The sequence below is a fragment of the Pseudomonas sp. HN11 genome (genome assembly GCF_021390155.1).
Lineage (GTDB): Bacteria > Pseudomonadota > Gammaproteobacteria > Pseudomonadales > Pseudomonadaceae > Aquipseudomonas.
The window spans coordinates 5,851,683-5,867,279 of sequence record NZ_CP089985.1 but is presented as its reverse complement, the minus strand read 5'-3'; the positions used below and the strand labels follow the sequence as shown (position 1 = coordinate 5,867,279).

Genomic DNA, 15,597 nt, shown 5'->3' with positions numbered 1-15,597 from the left:
CTCACACAGTAATCCGGTTCATGTAATTGCCGAACGCCTGCAAGTAACGCGGGATCGGAATCAGGAAGGCGTCGTGGCCCTGCGGCGCATCGATTTCCAGGTAGCAGACGTCCTTGCGCGCGGCCATCAGCGCATCCACCAGCTCACGGGAGCGGGCCGGCGAGAAGCGCCAGTCGGTGGTGAACGACATCACGCAGAACTTGGCCGTGGCGCCTTCGAAGGTTTTCGCCAGGTCGTCATCAAAGTTGGCGGCCGGGTCGAAGTAATCCAAAGCCTTGGTCATCAGCAGGTAGGTGTTGGCGTCGAAACGCCCGGAGAACTCTTCGCCCTGATAACGCAGATAGCTTTCCACCTGGAACTCGACGCTGTGGAAGTCGTAGTTGAGCTTTTCGCTCTTGAGGCCACGGCCGAATTTCTCGCCCATGGAGTCATCGGACAGGTAGGTGATATGCCCGACCATCCGCGCCAGCATCAGCCCACGCTTGGGGATCACCCCGGCTTCCTGGAACGAACCGCCGTGGAACTCGGGGTCAGTCAGGATGGCCTGGCGCGCCACTTCGTTGAAGGCGATATTCTGCGCCGACAACTTGGGGGCCGAGGCGATGGCCAGGCAATGGCGCACGCGATCCGGGTAAGTGATGGTCCATTGCAGCGCTTGCATGCCGCCCAGGCTGCCACCGATCACGGCGGCCCACTGGTGGATGCCGAGCACGTCGGCGAGGCGGGCCTGGCTGTGCACCCAGTCTTCCACGGTCAGTACCGGGAAATCGGCGCCGAACGGCTTGCCGGTTTCCGGGTTGAGACTGCTTGGACCGGTGGAGCCGTTGCAGCCGCCGAGGTTGTTCAGGCTGACCACAAAGAACTTGTCGGTGTCGATGGGCTTGCCGGGGCCGATGCAACTGTCCCACCAGCCGGGCTTGCGGTCGTCGACCGAGTGGAAACCGGCGGCGTGATGATGGCCGGACAAGGCGTGGCAGATCAGCACGGCGTTGCTCGCCGTGGCGTTCAGTTGGCCATAGGTTTCATAGATCAGGTCATAGGCAGGCAGCGAACGCCCGCAGGCCAGGGCCAGCGGTTCGCTGAAGTGCGCCATTTGGGGCACGACCAGTCCAACAGAATCGGGGGGAAAGGCAGCTGGCATCGACCCTGCTCTCGTTTAAATGAGGCGTAAGTCTAAAGACCGCTGCACCTAGCGGCAAGCAATGGCGAGGGAGAGGCCTCCCTCGCCATCGAACATCAGATCAGCAGGCGCAGAATCTCTGGCATGCCGGTCATCGCCGCCAGGTTGTTGATCACCAGCATGTCCAGCAACTTGAGCACCATGAACGCCAGGATCGGCGAAATATCCAGGCCGCCCAGGTTCGGCAGCAGGCGACGGAATGGTGCCAGCGCCGGTTCGCAGATCTGGTTCACCAGCTCGGCGCCAGGGTTGTGGCTGCCGGGGGCGACCCAGGACAGGATCACGCTGATGATCAGGGCGAAGAAGAAGATCTTCAGGAACAGCGCGGTCACGCCGATGATTGCCCAGATCAGCAATTGGACGAAATTACCGGTGGTGCCGTACGTCAGCAACAGGGTCAGCGCCATCAAGGCCAGCTGTACCAGGATCGCCAGGACCAGTGATGACATGTCCAGGCCGAACAGGCTCGGGATGATCCGGCGCAACGGCTTGAGCAGCGGCTGGGTGGCCTTGACGATGAATTGGCAGAGCGGGTTGTAGAAGTTCGCGCGCACCAGTTGCAGCACGAAGCGCAACAGCACGATCAGCAGGTACAGGCTGCCGAGGGTTTGCAGCACGTAAACGGCTGCGGTGTTCAAACCAATCATGTTGGCTCCTTATTTGCCCAGTTGTTCGGCGAGTTCCGCCGAGCGGTGCGCAGCGGCACCCAATGCTTTTTCCACCAGGGCTTCAAAACCCCCGGCCTGGAACGACTCGATGGCCGCCTGTGTGGTGCCGCCTGGCGACGTCACGCGACGGCGCAACTCGGCGGCGTCCACATCGCTGGCAACCGCCATATGCGCGGCGCCCAGTGCAGTCTGCTCGGCCAGTTGCTCGGCCACATCCTTGGACAGGCCCAGTTTCACGCCGGCGGCGGTCATGGCTTCGATCAGCAGGAAGAAGTACGCCGGGCCACTGCCGGACACGGCGGTGACCGCGTCCAGTTGCTGCTCCTGCTCCAGCCACAGGGCAAGGCCCACGGCAGACAGCAACTCTTGCGCCTGGCCCCGTTGTTCGGCGCTCACTTCGGCGGTGGCATACAGCCCGCTCACGCCTTGGCTGACCAGCGCAGGGGTATTGGGCATGCAGCGCACGATCGGCTGGGCACCGAGCCAGGTGTTCATGCTGGCGCAGGTGATGCCGGCGGCGATGGACACCACCAGCTGGTGCGGCTGCAGGCTCGGACGCAGGCTTTCGCACACGGCCTTCATGGCTTGCGGCTTAACGGCCAGCACGATGACATCGACGCCCTGGATGGCCTCGGCGTTGTCGGCAAAGGTTTCAATGCCGTGCTCGGCGCTGACGTGGGCACGGGTGTCGGGCCCTGGGTCGCTGGCGCGGATCTGCGCGGCGTCCAGGCCCTTGGCCCGCAGGCCACCGATCAGGCTGGCCGCCATGTTACCGGCGCCGATAAAGGCAATTCGCGTGTCTCTCATGACAGGTCCTTAGCTAAATGGAAGTCAGCCATTTCATGGCTGGCCGTAGTCGCGGGCGCCAAACAGGGCGGTACCGATCCGCACCCAGGTGGCGCCTTGGGCGATGGCGGACTCAAGGTCGTGGCTCATGCCCATGGAAAGTGTGTCCAGCGGCAGGTTCAGACTGTTTTGCAGGTCGCGTACCGCGGCGAACGCTGCGTCTTGCGCGGTGCGATCTTCAGTCGGTTCAGGAATCGCCATCAGGCCACGCAGCTTCAAGCGCGGCAGGGCGCTGATAGCATGGGCCAGGGCCGGCAGGTCGGCGGGGGTACAGCCGGACTTGCTGGCTTCGCCACTGACGTTGACCTGGATGCAGATATTCAGCGGTGGCAGGTCGGCCGGGCGTTGTTCGGACAAGCGTTGAGCGATTTTCAAGCGGTCCACGGAATGCACCCAAGCGAAGTTCTCGGCGATAGCGCGCGTCTTGTTCGATTGAATGGGGCCGATGAAGTGCCAACTCAAGGGCAGGTCGGTTAATTCGGCCTGTTTGCCCAGGGCTTCCTGCAGGTAGTTCTCGCCAAAGTCGCGCATCCCGGCGGCATAGGCTTCGCGCACGGCTTGCGCGGGTTTGGTCTTGCTCACGGCCAGCAGGTGAATGCTGCTTGCGTCACGTTGCACGGCGTCGGTTGCGGCGCGGATGCGCTGGCTAACCTGGCCGATGTTGTCTGCTATCGTCGACATTCAAGATGCGCCCGTGGATATGGAGTCCGCGGCATTCTACTGGAAATGGAAAGCCCTATGGATATCTCAGAATTACTCACGGTCAGCGTGCGCCGTGGCGCCTCCGACCTGCATTTGTCCGCCGGCCTGACGCCGATGCTGCGAGTGGATGGCGAGGTCTGGCCACTGGAGGGGCCAGTGCTTTCACCTACGCAAGTAGCGGACTTATTGAGCCCTTTGCTCAATCAGCACCAACAAAAGGATTTCGAAACATCTCTTGAAACGGATTTTGCCTTCGAACTGCCCGGAGTGGCGCGGTTCCGGGCCAATGTGTTTCGTCAGGATCGCGGCATGAGTGCAGTGTTTCGCACCATCCCGTCCGAAGTCCAAAGCCTGGAAAACCTTGGCCTTGATGAAGTGTTCCGGCGTATCGCTCAACTGCCACGGGGTTTGGTGTTGGTCACCGGCCCGACCGGTTCAGGCAAGTCCACCACCCTGGCGGCGATGATCGATTTTCTCAATCAGCATCGGCGCCAGCACATTCTCACCCTTGAAGACCCCATCGAATTTATCCACACGCCGAAAATGGCGTTGATCAACCAACGCCAGGTGCATCGCGACACCCATGGTTTTTCCATCGCCCTGCGCTCGGCGCTTCGGGAAGACCCGGACGTGATCCTGGTGGGCGAACTGCGTGACCTGGAAACCATCCGTCTGGCGCTGACGGCGGCTGAGACCGGGCACCTGGTGTTTGGCACCCTGCACACCAGTTCGGCGGCCAAGACTGTCGACCGACTGGTGGACGTGTTCCCCGCCGGGGAAAAGGCGATGGTCCGCTCGATGCTGTCGGAGTCGTTGCAGGCGGTGGTGTCCCAAGTGCTGGTGAAGAAGATTGGCGGCGGGCGGGTAGCGGCCCATGAAATCATGCTGGGCACGCCGGCCATTCGGAATTTGATTCGGGAGGACAAGGTGGCGCAGATGGTCTCGGCGATCCAGACCGGCGGGGCGTTGGGGATGAAGACCCTGGATATGAGTTTGAAGGCGCTGGTCGGGGAGGGGGTGATCAGTCGGGAGGATGCGCGGGAGAAGGCGAGGGTGCCTGCAGACATATGAGGTTTTGAAAACGATGTAAATCAAATGTGGGAGCGGGCTTGCTCGCGAAAAAAGTGTCAGTCAACAGATTGATTGACTGATCTACCGCTTTCGCGAGCAAGCCCGCTCCCACATTGGGTACTGCATTTCAGCCTGGAATCAGCGCTGAACGATCCGCAAGTTATTCTGCTCTTTCGGCAGTACTCGCTTGGCAATCACATAGTTCTTGTCCCAGAACGGCTTCTTCAGTGTATCGATACTCACCGACTTGCCACGACGCGGTGCGTGGATAAAGCGGTCATTGCCCAAGTAGATGGCAACGTGGTTCACCTGGCGGCTCTTCAGCTTGAAGAACAGCAAGTCGCCGGGTTTCAGGTCCTTGCGATCAACCTTCTGCCCGTGGCCGGCTGCCATGGCATTGGAGGTGCGCGGCAAATCCACGGCTGCTACGTCGTTAAACGCATATTTCACCAAGCCACTGCAGTCGAACCCTTTACTTGGGCTGCTGCCGCCCCAACGATAAGGCGTACCGAGCACGTTGACGGCGCGGCTGAGGACGGTGCTGCTTTGCTTGGTGTTGACGCCGACAAGGCCTGGAACTGCTTTGCCGTTGCGGGCCTTGCTCAGTTGAGTCGGGCGGTTGACGGTCAGCTTGACCGATTTGGCCGTGCTAGGTGTGCTGTGGACTTTAGGGGTGAAACCGTTAACGTTAGGAAGTCGTTGCTCACGATTGGTGGCGTGGGCGGCCAGTGGCATTAATAGGCAAATGGTTAGCCATGTCTTGAAAAATGGTCGCATTAGGCGTGGCTCTTATGGGTTTGCGCGCAACTTTATAACAGCTTTTTGTGTCGTTCTCAGGCCGTTTGTCGACTGAACCTTGACGTCAAAATCAGGAAAAACGCGACGATTCGCCGCAATTGTCCTACACAAGTCAGGTGGCATAAGGCTTTCAGGGCAGGAAGATACCATTTGCCGTACGTCGGGCGCCTGTAAAAAAGTTACAAAGAAAATGAAAAAATTTATCTATCGAGGCAAAAGAGGTACGCGATGAACACCTATCAGCAGATTGGTCCACAGCAAGACACCCACAGTAAGGTGATCGGTTACCTGCTGTGGATTTTCGGTTTTACCGGAGCGCATCGCTTCTATTACGGCAAGCCGGTGACCGGGACGATTTGGTTTTTCACCCTTGGCCTGTTGGGAATTGGCTGGTTGATCGACTTTTTCCTGATCCCGGCCATGGACCGTGAAGCGGACCTGCGTTTCACCGCCGGGCCCATCGAATACAACGTGGCCTGGATCCTGTTGGCGTTTCTTGGCGTATTTGGCGTGCACCGTATGTACCAGGGCAAGTGGATCACCGGTCTGATCTACCTGTTGACCGGCGGTTTGTTCCTAGTGGGGGTGCTGTATGACTTCTGGACGTTGAATACGCAGATTTCGATCCGCAATGCCGAGCGCAACGCTGGCCGCTGATCTTTACGTCTGGAGGAGATCAACATGTGGGAGGGAGCTTGCCCCATCCCACATTGGATGCAGGATTTATCAGGCCTGGTAGCTGATCCGCCCATCCACCAAGGTGTAGCGCACCGTCGCCGGCAGGCTATGCCCGATAAAGGGGCAATTCTCACCTTTGGACAACCACTGCTCCCCGGCAACCGTGGGGCTGGCCGGATCAAACAGCACCAGGTCCGCCGCCGAACCCACCGCCAACTTACCCGCCGGCAGGCGCAACGCTTCAGCCGGGCCTGCGCTCAGGCGTGCCAGCAGGGTCGGCAAGTCCAGCAGCCCATCCTCTACCAACGTCATCGCCAGCGGCAGCAACAGTTCGACACTGCTGATGCCCGGCTCTGTCGCGCCAAACGGGGCCAGCTTGGCATCCCGCTCATGGGGCTGGTGATGGCTGGAAATCGCCGAGACCACACCGGACTTGACCGCCGCGCGTAAACCTTCGCGGTCGGCCAGTGTGCGCAGGGGCGGCTGCACGTGATACAGGCTGGAGAAGTCGATCAGTGCTTCGTCCGTCAGTATCAGCTGATACAGCGCCACGTCCGCCGTCACCGGCAAACCACGGTCCTGAGCCTGGGCGATCAGCGCCACGCCGCGAGCGCTGGTCAATTGGCTGAAGTGCGCGCGCACGCCGCTTTGCTCCACCAGCAGCAGGTCACGGGCCAGGGCCACGGTCTCGGCGGTTTCCGGAATGCCCGGCAGGCCGAGGAAGCTGGCCACGGCGCCTTCATGGGCCAGGCCGCCTTCGGCCAGATCGCGGTCCTGGGAATGGAAAATCACCGTCAGGTCGAAGGTGGCTGCGTATTCCAGGGCACGCAACAGCGTGCGAGTGCTGCGAAAGCTTTCCAGGCCATTACCGAAGGCCACGCAACCGGCATCGCGCAGGGCGATCAGCTCGGCGAGTTGTTCACCTTCCAGGCCTTTGCTCAGGGCGCCTATAGGGAACACCTTGCAATTGCCGGCTTCACGGGCGCGGTCGAGGATCAGCTCGGTCACGGCCGAAGTGTCGAGGATCGGCTTGGTGTGCGGCGGGCAGCACAGGCTGGTTACGCCACCGGCCGCGGCAGCGCGGGTTTCGCTGGTGATGTTGCCCTTGCGGCTGTAACCCGGCTCGCGCAGGGCGACATTCAGGTCGACCAGGCCAGGTGCGGCCACCAGGCCTTTGGCGTCGATGGTTTCAGTCGCGCTGAAACCCGCCGGGGCGGCGCCGATGGCGATAAGCTTGCCGGCTTCCAAGTGCAGATCAGTAACTTGATCCAGGCCACTGGCCGGATCGATGACGCGAGCGCCAAGAATGCTGAGCTTCACTGGGCGTTCTCCTGCTCGAATTGACGTTGCGCGGTTTGCCCGCTCATGGCCATGGACAGCACGGCCATGCGGACGGCGATGCCGTAGGTGACCTGGTTCAGGATCACCGACTGAGGGCCGTCGGCCACCGCCGACTCAATCTCCACCCCACGGTTGATCGGGCCCGGGTGCATGACGATGGCATCCGGCTTGGCGCCGGCCAGGCGCGCAGTGGTCAGGCCGAACAAGCGGTAGAACTCGCCTTCGCTCGGCAGCAGGCCACCGGCCATGCGCTCACGTTGCAGGCGCAGCATGATCACCACGTCCACATCCTTGAGGCCTGCGGCCATGTCGGTGTAGACCTTCACGCCGTACTGCTCGATGCCGATCGGCAGCAGGGTTTTTGGTGCGATCACGCGGATATCCGGGCAACCCAGGGCTTTGAGGGCCAGCATGTTCGAGCGCGCAACCCGCGAGTGCAGGATGTCGCCGACGATGGTCACCGAGAGGTTTTCAAAGCTGCCCTTGTGCCGACGGATGGTGAGCATGTCGAGCATGCCCTGGGTCGGGTGGGCGTGACGGCCGTCGCCGCCGTTGATGATTGCCACTTGCGGGCACACGTGTTCGGCGATGAAGTGCGCGGCGCCGGAGTCGCCGTGGCGCACCACGAACATGTCGGCGGCCATGGCTTCCAGGTTGCGCAGGGTGTCGAGCAGGGTTTCGCCCTTGCTTGCCGATGAGGTGGACACGTTCAGCGTGATCACGTCGGCCGACAGCCGCTGGGCCGCCAGTTCAAAGGTGGTGCGGGTGCGCGTGGAGTTCTCGAAGAACACATTGCAGATGGTCTTGCCGCGCAGCAGCGGGACCTTCTTCACCGCGCGGCCACCGACTTCAAGGAACGAGTCGGCGGTGTCGAGGATTTCGGTGAGCAGTTCGCGGGGCAAACCGTCGAGGGACAAGAAATGTTGCAACTGGCCCTGAGCATTGAGCTGCAGCGGGCGCTTGGCATCTAGAGGCGTCATCGCGGGGACTCTTTACAAGGCGGTTTAAAGGGCGAGGTCTTGCAGTTCGAGTTCGAGCGGCGTGGGACCGGACAATTTTACCCGCTGGTGGGCCTCCAGCGACAGTGTGGCGCCGACTACATCCGGGCTGATCGGCAGTTCGCCGGCATCCAGGTCCAGCAGGCACACCAGGGTCACGCTGGCCGGTCGGCCGTAATCGAACAATTCGTTCATGGCGGCGCGGATGGTGCGGCCGCTCATCAGCACGTCGTCGATCAGCACCAGGTGCTGGCCTTCGATCTCGAACGGCAGCGCCGACGGGCGTACTTGTGGGTGCAGGCCGTTCTGGCTGAAATCGTCACGGTAAAAGGACACGTCGAGGGTACCGAGTGGCGAGTCGCTGCCCAATGCTTCCAACAGCGCCTGGGCCACCCACACACCGCCGGTGCGAATGCCGATGAAGCGTGGCTCGCTGATTTTGCGGTGTTGCAGATGAGCCGTGAGGCGGGTGGCCATCTGGCTGATCAGTTCGGTGGGGTTCGGCAGGCTCATGCAGGCTCCTTCAGGACCTTGGCGCAGGCAAGGTCCGGGCTCAAACGTAAAAAGACGCGGCAAGCCGCGTCAGTCAGGATTCAAATAAAGCGGTGTTTTCATCCAGCCATCCCTGCAACAGCAGGGCGGCGGCGATGGCGTCCACGGGATTGTCGCGGTAGCTGCCTTTCTGCCCGCCACGGTCACGCCGCTCGCCTTTGGCTTCAAAGGTGGTGAGGCGCTCGTCGTGGGTATAGAAGGGCAGGTTGTAGCGGCCATTGAGGCGGCGGGCGAATTTTTCGGCGCGCAGGCACATGTCGCTGGGAGTGCCGTCCATGTTCAACGGCAGGCCGACCACTACGGCGTCGGGTTTCCACTCTTTAATGAGGGCCTCGACCTGATTCCAGTCCGGAATGCCGTTCTGGGCTTTCAAGGTGCACAGCTCGCGGGCCTGGCCGGTGATGACCTGGCCGACCGCGACGCCGATCTGTTTGGTACCGTAGTCAAAACCCAAGATCAGTCGCAAAGCCATCAGGCGTGCCCCGCCTGACTGGTCAACAGGCTGAGGTTGACCCGCAACTTGGCGGCAGCCGCTTCAAGGCGCAGTTCGCTGGGAGTGTTGAACAGGATTTCGGCATCGAAGGGGCACGTCAGCCAGGCGTTGCTGGCCAGTTCGGCTTCCAATTGGCCGGCTTCCCAGCCCGCGTAGCCGAGGGTGATCACACTTTGTTCAGGGCCCTCGCCGTCGGCGATGGCGAACAACACATCCTGGGAAGTGGACAGCGACACACCCTCCAGATCGACCGTAGCCTGGAACTTCGGCCCGGTCGGGTGCAGTACAAAACCGCGATCAGTCTGCACCGGCCCGCCAATGTAGATCGGCACACCCTGGCAGCGTGCCGGCGGGTCAAGCTCGGGGCGAAGTTGCTCGAGGATATCCGCCAGGTTCAGCTCTTGCGGGCGGTTGACCACCAACCCCATGGCACCATTGGCGGTGTGCTCGACGATGTAGGTCAAGGTCTGCGCAAAGTTCGGGTCGGCCATATGGGGCATGGCGATCAGGAAATGATGCTTGAGGTAGGTCGGGCTGACGTTTTTCATGTTCGATAGTGTGGCGGTGGAGGGGCGAGCTGACAAGCTGGTGATGTGCCACAGGTGGCAATTGTCATCAATTGCTCGACAACCGATCGCCCTTGGCGAACTTCCAGGTGCGGATGATTTCCAGACGATCGACGTCGTTCAAATCACCGCTGAACGGCGCAAAGGGCGCGGCCAGGCGCACGATGCGCTGGGCGGCCTGGTCCAGCAGCGGCTGGCCGGACGACTCCAGCACCTGCACTTCATAGAGCGTGCCGTCGCGGTTGATTGAAACCAATAGACGCAAATTGCCGTAAATCTGTTGGCGTCGCGCTTCTTCTGGGTAGTTGAGGTTGCCGATGCGCTCGACCTTCTTGCGCCACTCGTCTTTGTACCAGGCACCTTTGTCGCGCATGGTCGAGGCGGCGTTGAGCCTATAGATGCGCGGGCGCTTGGCGTACAGCTGCTGTTCGTTGGCCAGTTCGGCTTCGAGGCTGGAGATTTCGTCGGACAGGGTCGAGCTGTCGAAGGTCGGCGCCGGCTTGACGGGCTCGGGCGTGGGTTCGGTCTTGGTCTTTTCGCGCTGGGTCGGGGCTTTTTGCGGCTTGGGTGCGACGGTGGTCACTGCCGCCTTGGGCGCGGCCTGCTTGACCTCCGGCTTGGGCACCGGCGGCGGGGTGACTTTATTCACCTTGTTGTCCTGGAACGGCGCCACTTCGGTGGTCTTGGGCACGGCTTTCTTGTCGAGGGTGCCACTGCCTTGCTGATTGTCCTGGGCGAGGAAGTCAGCCTTCTCGGGCTTCTTTTCACTTTTGAACGTGGCGAGGGTGATTTCCAGGGTTTTGCTGATCTGCTTGGGCTCTACCATGGTGAAACCCACGCCGAGGATCAGGGCCAGGTGAATCAACGCGGCCAGGAACAGGGTAAATCCGAGCCGATCAGCCGGGCGCACGCCGCTGTGGGAGAGTTCGGGGGGCAGGTCGGACGGGAGGGGCATAAAAACCAACATCGCGTGTTTCAGGGTTCGGCATGATAGCGCAATGTTGGTTTTTAGCTTCAAGCGGCAAGTTACAAGCGGCAAGACTAAGCGCGGTTTGCCTTAAACTTGCGGCTTGGCGCTTGTGGCTTGCAGCTTCGCGTCTATCGCGGCCATCAACATTTCGCCGATGTTCGTGCCAAATGCGTTGTCGATCTCGCGAATGCAGGTGGGGCTGGTGACGTTGATTTCGGTGAGGTTCTCGCCGATGACGTCCAGTCCCACGAACAGCAGGCCTTTTTCGCGCAGGGTCGGGCCGACCTGGGCCGCAATCCAACGGTCCTTGTCCGACAGGGGACGGGCTTCACCACGCCCACCGGCCGCCAGGTTGCCACGGGTCTCGCCCGCCGCCGGGATGCGCGCCAGGCAGTAATCCACCGGCTCGCCGTCGATCATCAGGATGCGCTTGTCACCGTCCTTGATCGCCGGCAGGTAAGCCTGGCCCATGATCTGCTGGGTGCCCAGGGCAGTCAGGGTCTCCAGGATCACCGACAGGTTCGGGTCGCCGGCACGGTGACGGAAGATCGAGGTGCCGCCCATGCCGTCCAGGGGCTTGAGGATCACATCGCCATGTTTGGCGGCGAATTCACGCAGCACATCGGCGCGGCGGCTGACCACGGTCGGCGGCGTGCACTGCGGGAAAAGGGTAGCGAACAGCTTTTCATTGCAATCGCGCAGGCTCTGCGGCTTGTTGACGATCAGCACACCGGCGCGCTCGGCCTGCTCCAGCAAGTAGGTGGAGTAGACGAATTCCATGTCGAACGGCGGATCCTTGCGCATCAGGATCACGTCCAGATCGCTCAATGGGCTGTCGATTTCGTCCGACAGTTCAAACCACTTCTCCGGGTTGGCAAACACCTGCAGCGGGCGCATGCGTGCACGGGCCTCGCCGTCGCCCTGGTAAAGATCGCGCTGTTCCATATAGAACAGGGTCCAGCCGCGGGCCTGGGCGGCCAGGAGCATGGCCAGCGAGCTGTCCTTTTTATAGGAAATGCTGGCGATAGGGTCCATGACAATGCCGACGCGAACGCTCATGGGGGATTTCCTCTAGCAAATAAGGGCGCATAAAAGTGGCGTCAGAGTGGCGCTGCGGCTGTTGTGGGTCAAGGAAAAACCACCTGGCCGGTTGCTCGATAGATTGCGCCCGGAGACTGTGCTAAAAAGACTGCCACGGCGCGTCAGCCCTTGAATTCCAAGGCTTGCGGCGCTCATCCTGTGCAACATCAGGCAGTACACACCGGAAACCGATTCGCTGTGGCGATGGCAGAGCAGATATGGAACAGCATTCCAACGCCTTGAGAGTGATGGTGATCGACGATTCGAAGACGATCCGCCGCACCGCTGAAACCTTGTTGAAGAACGTGGGGTGCGATGTCATCACGGCCATCGACGGTTTCGATGCCCTGGCCCGGATTGTTGATCATCATCCGCACATTATTTTTGTCGACATCATGATGCCGCGCCTGGATGGCTATCAGACCTGCGCGCTGGTGAAGAACAACCCGGCGTTCAAGTCGATCCCGGTGATCATGTTGTCGTCCAAGGATGGCCTGTTCGACAAGGCCAAGGGGCGCATCGTCGGTGTCGATCAGTTTTTGACCAAGCCTTTCAGCAAGGAAGAACTGCTGAGCGCGATCAAGGCCTACGTGCCGGGGTTCGCCGCAGTAGAACAAGCACACTGACACCGCCTCACAAGGGCCGGCGTCCACTTATGTAGTGGGGAAAACCATGGCACGTGTTCTGATCGTCGACGATTCGCCGACCGAAATGTACAAACTGACCGGCATGCTGGAAAAGCATGGCCACCAGGTCCTCAAGGCCGAAAACGGCGCGGACGGCGTGGCCCTGGCCCGCCAGGAACTGCCCGATGCTGTGCTGATGGACATCGTGATGCCGGGCCTCAATGGCTTCCAGGCCACCCGCCAGTTGTCCAAGGAGCCGGAAACCAACGGCATCCCGATCATCATCATCACCACCAAGGACCAGGAAACCGACAAGATCTGGGGCGCGCGCCAGGGTGCCAAGGATTACCTGACCAAACCGGTGGATGAAGAAACCCTGATCGCCACCCTGAACAAGGTGCTGGCCGGCTGACGGTTCGCCATCATGACCGAGTCGCAAACCGCCTTTGAGTTGTTGCTGGACATCGACCGCCGCTGTCGCCTGCTGGCCGCCGACCTGCCGTCCCAGGAAACCCGCCTGCAACGCTGGAGCGGGATTGGCTTCCGCCTGGGCCGGCACTGGTATGTGGCGCCCATGGGCGAAGTCGCCGAAGTCCTGCACGAACCGCGTTGCACCTTGATGCCCGGGGTCAAGCCCTGGGTCAAGGGCGTGGCCAACCTGCGCGGGCGCCTGTTGCCGGTGATGGACTTGGGTGGGTTCCTCGGCCTTGAACTGTCCAAGGCGCGCAAACAACGGCGAGTGCTGGTGGTGGAGTTCAACGACTTGTTTGTCGGGCTGCTGGTTGACGAGGTGGTGGGAATGCAGCATTTCGCACAAGACGCCTGGCGGGAGAACGCTACGCCCGACTTAGCGTTTATTCAGGGCCGGTTCGACGGTGACCCGTCGTGGCAGGTGTTCAGCCCCTTTGCTCTGGCCCAGGCCCCTGGCTTCATGGATGTTGCTGCATGACCACCGCTACCGCACTCAAGCCCCAGGCCGGCTCGCGCAGCCGTTCGCAGATCATCGTGCTGTTCATTGCACTGATCGTGTTCATCATGTTGCTGTTCGCCAACTTTGCGTACCTCAACACCCAGTCCACCTACGATAAACAGTACATCGGCCACGCCGGTGAGCTGCGCGTGCTGTCCCAGCGCATCGCCAAGAACGCCACCGAAGCCGCCGCCGGCAAGGCTGCGGCGTTCAAGCTGCTGGGCGATGCGCGCAACGACTTCGCCCAGCGCTGGGGCTTCCTGAAAAAAGGAGACCCGGAAACCGGCCTGCCTGCCGCGCCAAATGCAGTGCGTGCCGAAATGCACGCGGTGCAAACCGACTGGGAAGCGCTGCTGAAAAACACCGATGCGATTCTCGCCAGCGAACAGACCGTGCTGTCGTTGCATCAGGTGGCCGCGACCCTGGCCGAAACCGTGCCGCAATTGCAGATGGAGTCGGAAAAGGTCGTCGATATCCTCCTGCAACGTGGTGCCCCGGCCAGCCAGGTGGCTGTGGCGCAGCGCCAATCGTTGCTGGCCGAACGCATTCTCGGCGCGGTGAACACGGTGCTGGCCGGCGACGAAACCGCCGTGCAGGCCGCCGACGCCTTTGGCCGCGACGCCAACCGCTTCGGCCAGGTGCTCAACGGCATGCTCCAGGGCAACCCCGGCCTACGCATCACCCAGGTCGAAGACCGCGACGCCCGTGCGCGGCTGGCTGAAATCGCCGAGTTGTTCGAGTTTGTCTCCGGTTCCGTGGACGAAATCCTCGAGACCTCGCCGCAACTGTTCCAAGTGCGGGCCTCGGCGAGCAATATTTTCAACCTGTCGCAAACCCTGCTCGATGAAGCCTCGCACCTGGCCACCGGCTTTGAAAACCTCGCCAGCGGGCGCAGCTTCGACACCATCGGCGGTTATGTGCTGGGCCTGTTGGCGCTGACCTCGATCATCCTGATCGGCCTGGTGATGGTGCGCGAGACCAACCGCCAATTGCATCAAACCGCCGAGAAGAACGAGCGCAACCAGAATGCGATCATGCGCCTGTTGGATGAAATCGAAGACCTGGCCGACGGCGACCTCACGGTGACCGCCTCGGTGACCGAAGACTTCACCGGCACCATCGCCGACTCCATCAACTATTCCGTCGACCAGCTGCGTGATCTGGTCGCCACCATCAACCTCACCGCCGGGCAAGTCGCCGGTGCCGTGCAGGACACCCAGGCCACTGCCATGCACCTGGCCCAGGCCTCGGAGCACCAGGCTCAGCAGATTGCCGAGGCGTCTACTGCGATCAACCAGATGGCCCAGTCCATCGATCAGGTCTCGGCCAACGCCGCCGAATCCTCGGCGGTGGCAGAGCGCTCGGTGGAAATCGCCAACAAGGGCAACGAGGTGGTGCACAACACCATCCACGGCATGGATAACATTCGCGAGCAGATCCAGGACACCGCCAAGCGCATCAAGCGCCTGGGCGAGTCGTCCCAGGAAATTGGCGACATCGTCAGCCTGATCGATGACATTGCCGACCAGACCAACATCCTCGCCCTCAACGCGGCGATCCAGGCAAGCATGGCCGGGGATGCCGGGCGTGGTTTTGCGGTGGTCGCCGATGAAGTGCAGCGCCTGGCCGAGCGTTCATCGGCGGCGACCCGGCAGATCGAAACCCTGGTGCGGGCGATCCAGGCCGACACCAACGAAGCGGTCATTTCCATGGAGCAGACCACCACCGAAGTGGTGCGCGGCGCGCGGCTGGCCCAGGACGCCGGAGTGGCGCTGGAAGAAATCGAAGGCGTATCGAAGACCCTGGCGGCGCTGATCCAGAGCATTTCCAACGCGGCGCAGCAGCAGACGAGTTCGGCCGGGCAGATCTCCCTGACCATGAACGTGATCCAGCAGATTACCACCCAGACCTCGTCCGGCTCCACGGCCACCGCCGAAAGCATCGGCAACCTGGCGAAAATGGCCAGCCAGTTGCGCCGGTCGGTGTCGGGTTTCACCTTGCCGCCGGCGCGTCCGGTGGATGAACAGCCCCACAGCCATTCATGATTTCAACGCGGAG

At 61.6% G+C, this 15,597-nt stretch carries 18 protein-coding genes; 6 read left to right on the top strand and 12 right to left on the bottom strand.

Translation table 11 applies throughout. The annotated features are described in order from the left end of the window. Position 1: 1 nt before the first annotated feature. The 4 genes from metX to LVW35_RS26945 form a co-directional block, all read right to left on the bottom strand. Positions 2-1,141: a homoserine O-succinyltransferase MetX gene (gene metX / locus LVW35_RS26960; RefSeq protein WP_233892765.1), complete on the bottom strand. Its 1,140-nt coding sequence runs from the start codon at positions 1,139-1,141 to the stop codon at positions 2-4. 95 nt (positions 1,142-1,236) lie between these two features. Further along, on the bottom strand, positions 1,237-1,827 hold the full coding sequence (locus LVW35_RS26955) for a YggT family protein (RefSeq protein WP_185709128.1): 591 nt from the start codon (positions 1,825-1,827) through the stop codon (positions 1,237-1,239). Positions 1,828-1,836: 9 nt separating this feature from the next. After that, complete coding sequence (gene proC / locus LVW35_RS26950) at positions 1,837-2,655, bottom strand: pyrroline-5-carboxylate reductase (protein WP_233892764.1); 819 nt, start codon at positions 2,653-2,655, stop codon at positions 1,837-1,839. A gap of 33 nt (positions 2,656-2,688) precedes the next feature. Next, positions 2,689-3,375, bottom strand: coding sequence for a YggS family pyridoxal phosphate-dependent enzyme (locus tag LVW35_RS26945; RefSeq protein ID WP_233892763.1), 687 nt, complete (start codon positions 3,373-3,375; stop codon positions 2,689-2,691). A 57-nt stretch (positions 3,376-3,432) separates the two neighbouring features. Between LVW35_RS26945 and LVW35_RS26940 the strand changes: the two genes are divergently transcribed. After that, positions 3,433-4,467, top strand: coding sequence for a type IV pilus twitching motility protein PilT (locus LVW35_RS26940; protein WP_233892762.1), 1,035 nt, complete (start codon positions 3,433-3,435; stop codon positions 4,465-4,467). Positions 4,468-4,605: 138 nt separating this feature from the next. On the opposite strand, the gene LVW35_RS26935 is transcribed toward LVW35_RS26940, so the two are convergent. Further along, positions 4,606-5,244, bottom strand: coding sequence for a C40 family peptidase (locus LVW35_RS26935; RefSeq protein WP_233892760.1), 639 nt, complete (start codon positions 5,242-5,244; stop codon positions 4,606-4,608). A gap of 267 nt (positions 5,245-5,511) precedes the next feature. On the opposite strand from LVW35_RS26935, the gene LVW35_RS26930 reads away from it, so the two are divergent. Next, positions 5,512-5,922: an NINE protein gene (locus LVW35_RS26930; protein WP_164393875.1), complete on the top strand. Its 411-nt coding sequence runs from the start codon at positions 5,512-5,514 to the stop codon at positions 5,920-5,922. Positions 5,923-5,991: 69 nt separating this feature from the next. Here the strand turns inward: LVW35_RS26930 and LVW35_RS26925 are convergent, their stop codons facing one another. The 7 genes from LVW35_RS26925 to gshB all read right to left on the bottom strand — a co-directional run bounded on the left by LVW35_RS26925 (position 5,992) and on the right by gshB (position 11,922). Continuing rightward, positions 5,992-7,263 carry a dihydroorotase gene (locus LVW35_RS26925; RefSeq protein WP_233892758.1) on the bottom strand — a complete coding sequence of 424 codons (1,272 nt, stop codon included), beginning with the start codon at positions 7,261-7,263 and terminating at the stop codon, positions 5,992-5,994. After that, positions 7,260-8,264: an aspartate carbamoyltransferase catalytic subunit gene (locus LVW35_RS26920; protein ID WP_233892757.1), complete on the bottom strand. Its 1,005-nt coding sequence runs from the start codon at positions 8,262-8,264 to the stop codon at positions 7,260-7,262. The genes LVW35_RS26925 and LVW35_RS26920 overlap by 4 nt, the downstream gene beginning before the upstream one ends. A gap of 24 nt (positions 8,265-8,288) precedes the next feature. Beyond that, positions 8,289-8,795, bottom strand: a complete 507-nt coding sequence (gene pyrR, locus LVW35_RS26915; RefSeq protein ID WP_233892756.1) for a bifunctional pyr operon transcriptional regulator/uracil phosphoribosyltransferase PyrR — start codon at positions 8,793-8,795, stop codon at positions 8,289-8,291. A 73-nt stretch (positions 8,796-8,868) separates the two neighbouring features. Continuing rightward, positions 8,869-9,306 carry a Holliday junction resolvase RuvX gene (gene ruvX, locus LVW35_RS26910; RefSeq protein WP_005792259.1) on the bottom strand — a complete coding sequence of 146 codons (438 nt, stop codon included), beginning with the start codon at positions 9,304-9,306 and terminating at the stop codon, positions 8,869-8,871. Next, positions 9,306-9,875: a YqgE/AlgH family protein gene (locus LVW35_RS26905; protein WP_233892755.1), complete on the bottom strand. Its 570-nt coding sequence runs from the start codon at positions 9,873-9,875 to the stop codon at positions 9,306-9,308. The genes ruvX and LVW35_RS26905 overlap by 1 nt, the downstream gene beginning before the upstream one ends. Positions 9,876-9,942: 67 nt before the next feature. Beyond that, a complete protein-coding gene (locus LVW35_RS26900) occupies positions 9,943-10,848 on the bottom strand; it encodes an energy transducer TonB (RefSeq protein ID WP_233892754.1) in 906 nt (301 codons plus the stop codon). Between the two features lie 102 nt (positions 10,849-10,950). Next, positions 10,951-11,922 carry a glutathione synthase gene (gshB, locus tag LVW35_RS26895; RefSeq protein ID WP_233892753.1) on the bottom strand — a complete coding sequence of 324 codons (972 nt, stop codon included), beginning with the start codon at positions 11,920-11,922 and terminating at the stop codon, positions 10,951-10,953. Positions 11,923-12,161: 239 nt separating this feature from the next. Between gshB and pilG the strand changes: the two genes are divergently transcribed. From pilG to LVW35_RS26875, 4 genes are read left to right on the top strand one after another with little or no spacing between them, the layout of a single operon-like run. Beyond that, positions 12,162-12,569: a twitching motility response regulator PilG gene (gene pilG / locus LVW35_RS26890; protein ID WP_003176671.1), complete on the top strand. Its 408-nt coding sequence runs from the start codon at positions 12,162-12,164 to the stop codon at positions 12,567-12,569. Between the two features lie 46 nt (positions 12,570-12,615). Beyond that, positions 12,616-12,981: a twitching motility response regulator PilH gene (pilH, locus tag LVW35_RS26885; RefSeq protein WP_016976047.1), complete on the top strand. Its 366-nt coding sequence runs from the start codon at positions 12,616-12,618 to the stop codon at positions 12,979-12,981. Positions 12,982-12,993: 12 nt separating this feature from the next. Further along, positions 12,994-13,518 carry a chemotaxis protein CheW gene (locus LVW35_RS26880; RefSeq protein ID WP_233892752.1) on the top strand — a complete coding sequence of 175 codons (525 nt, stop codon included), beginning with the start codon at positions 12,994-12,996 and terminating at the stop codon, positions 13,516-13,518. Further along, positions 13,515-15,584: a methyl-accepting chemotaxis protein gene (locus LVW35_RS26875; RefSeq protein ID WP_233892750.1), complete on the top strand. Its 2,070-nt coding sequence runs from the start codon at positions 13,515-13,517 to the stop codon at positions 15,582-15,584. The genes LVW35_RS26880 and LVW35_RS26875 overlap by 4 nt, the downstream gene beginning before the upstream one ends. Positions 15,585-15,597 lie beyond the last annotated feature (13 nt).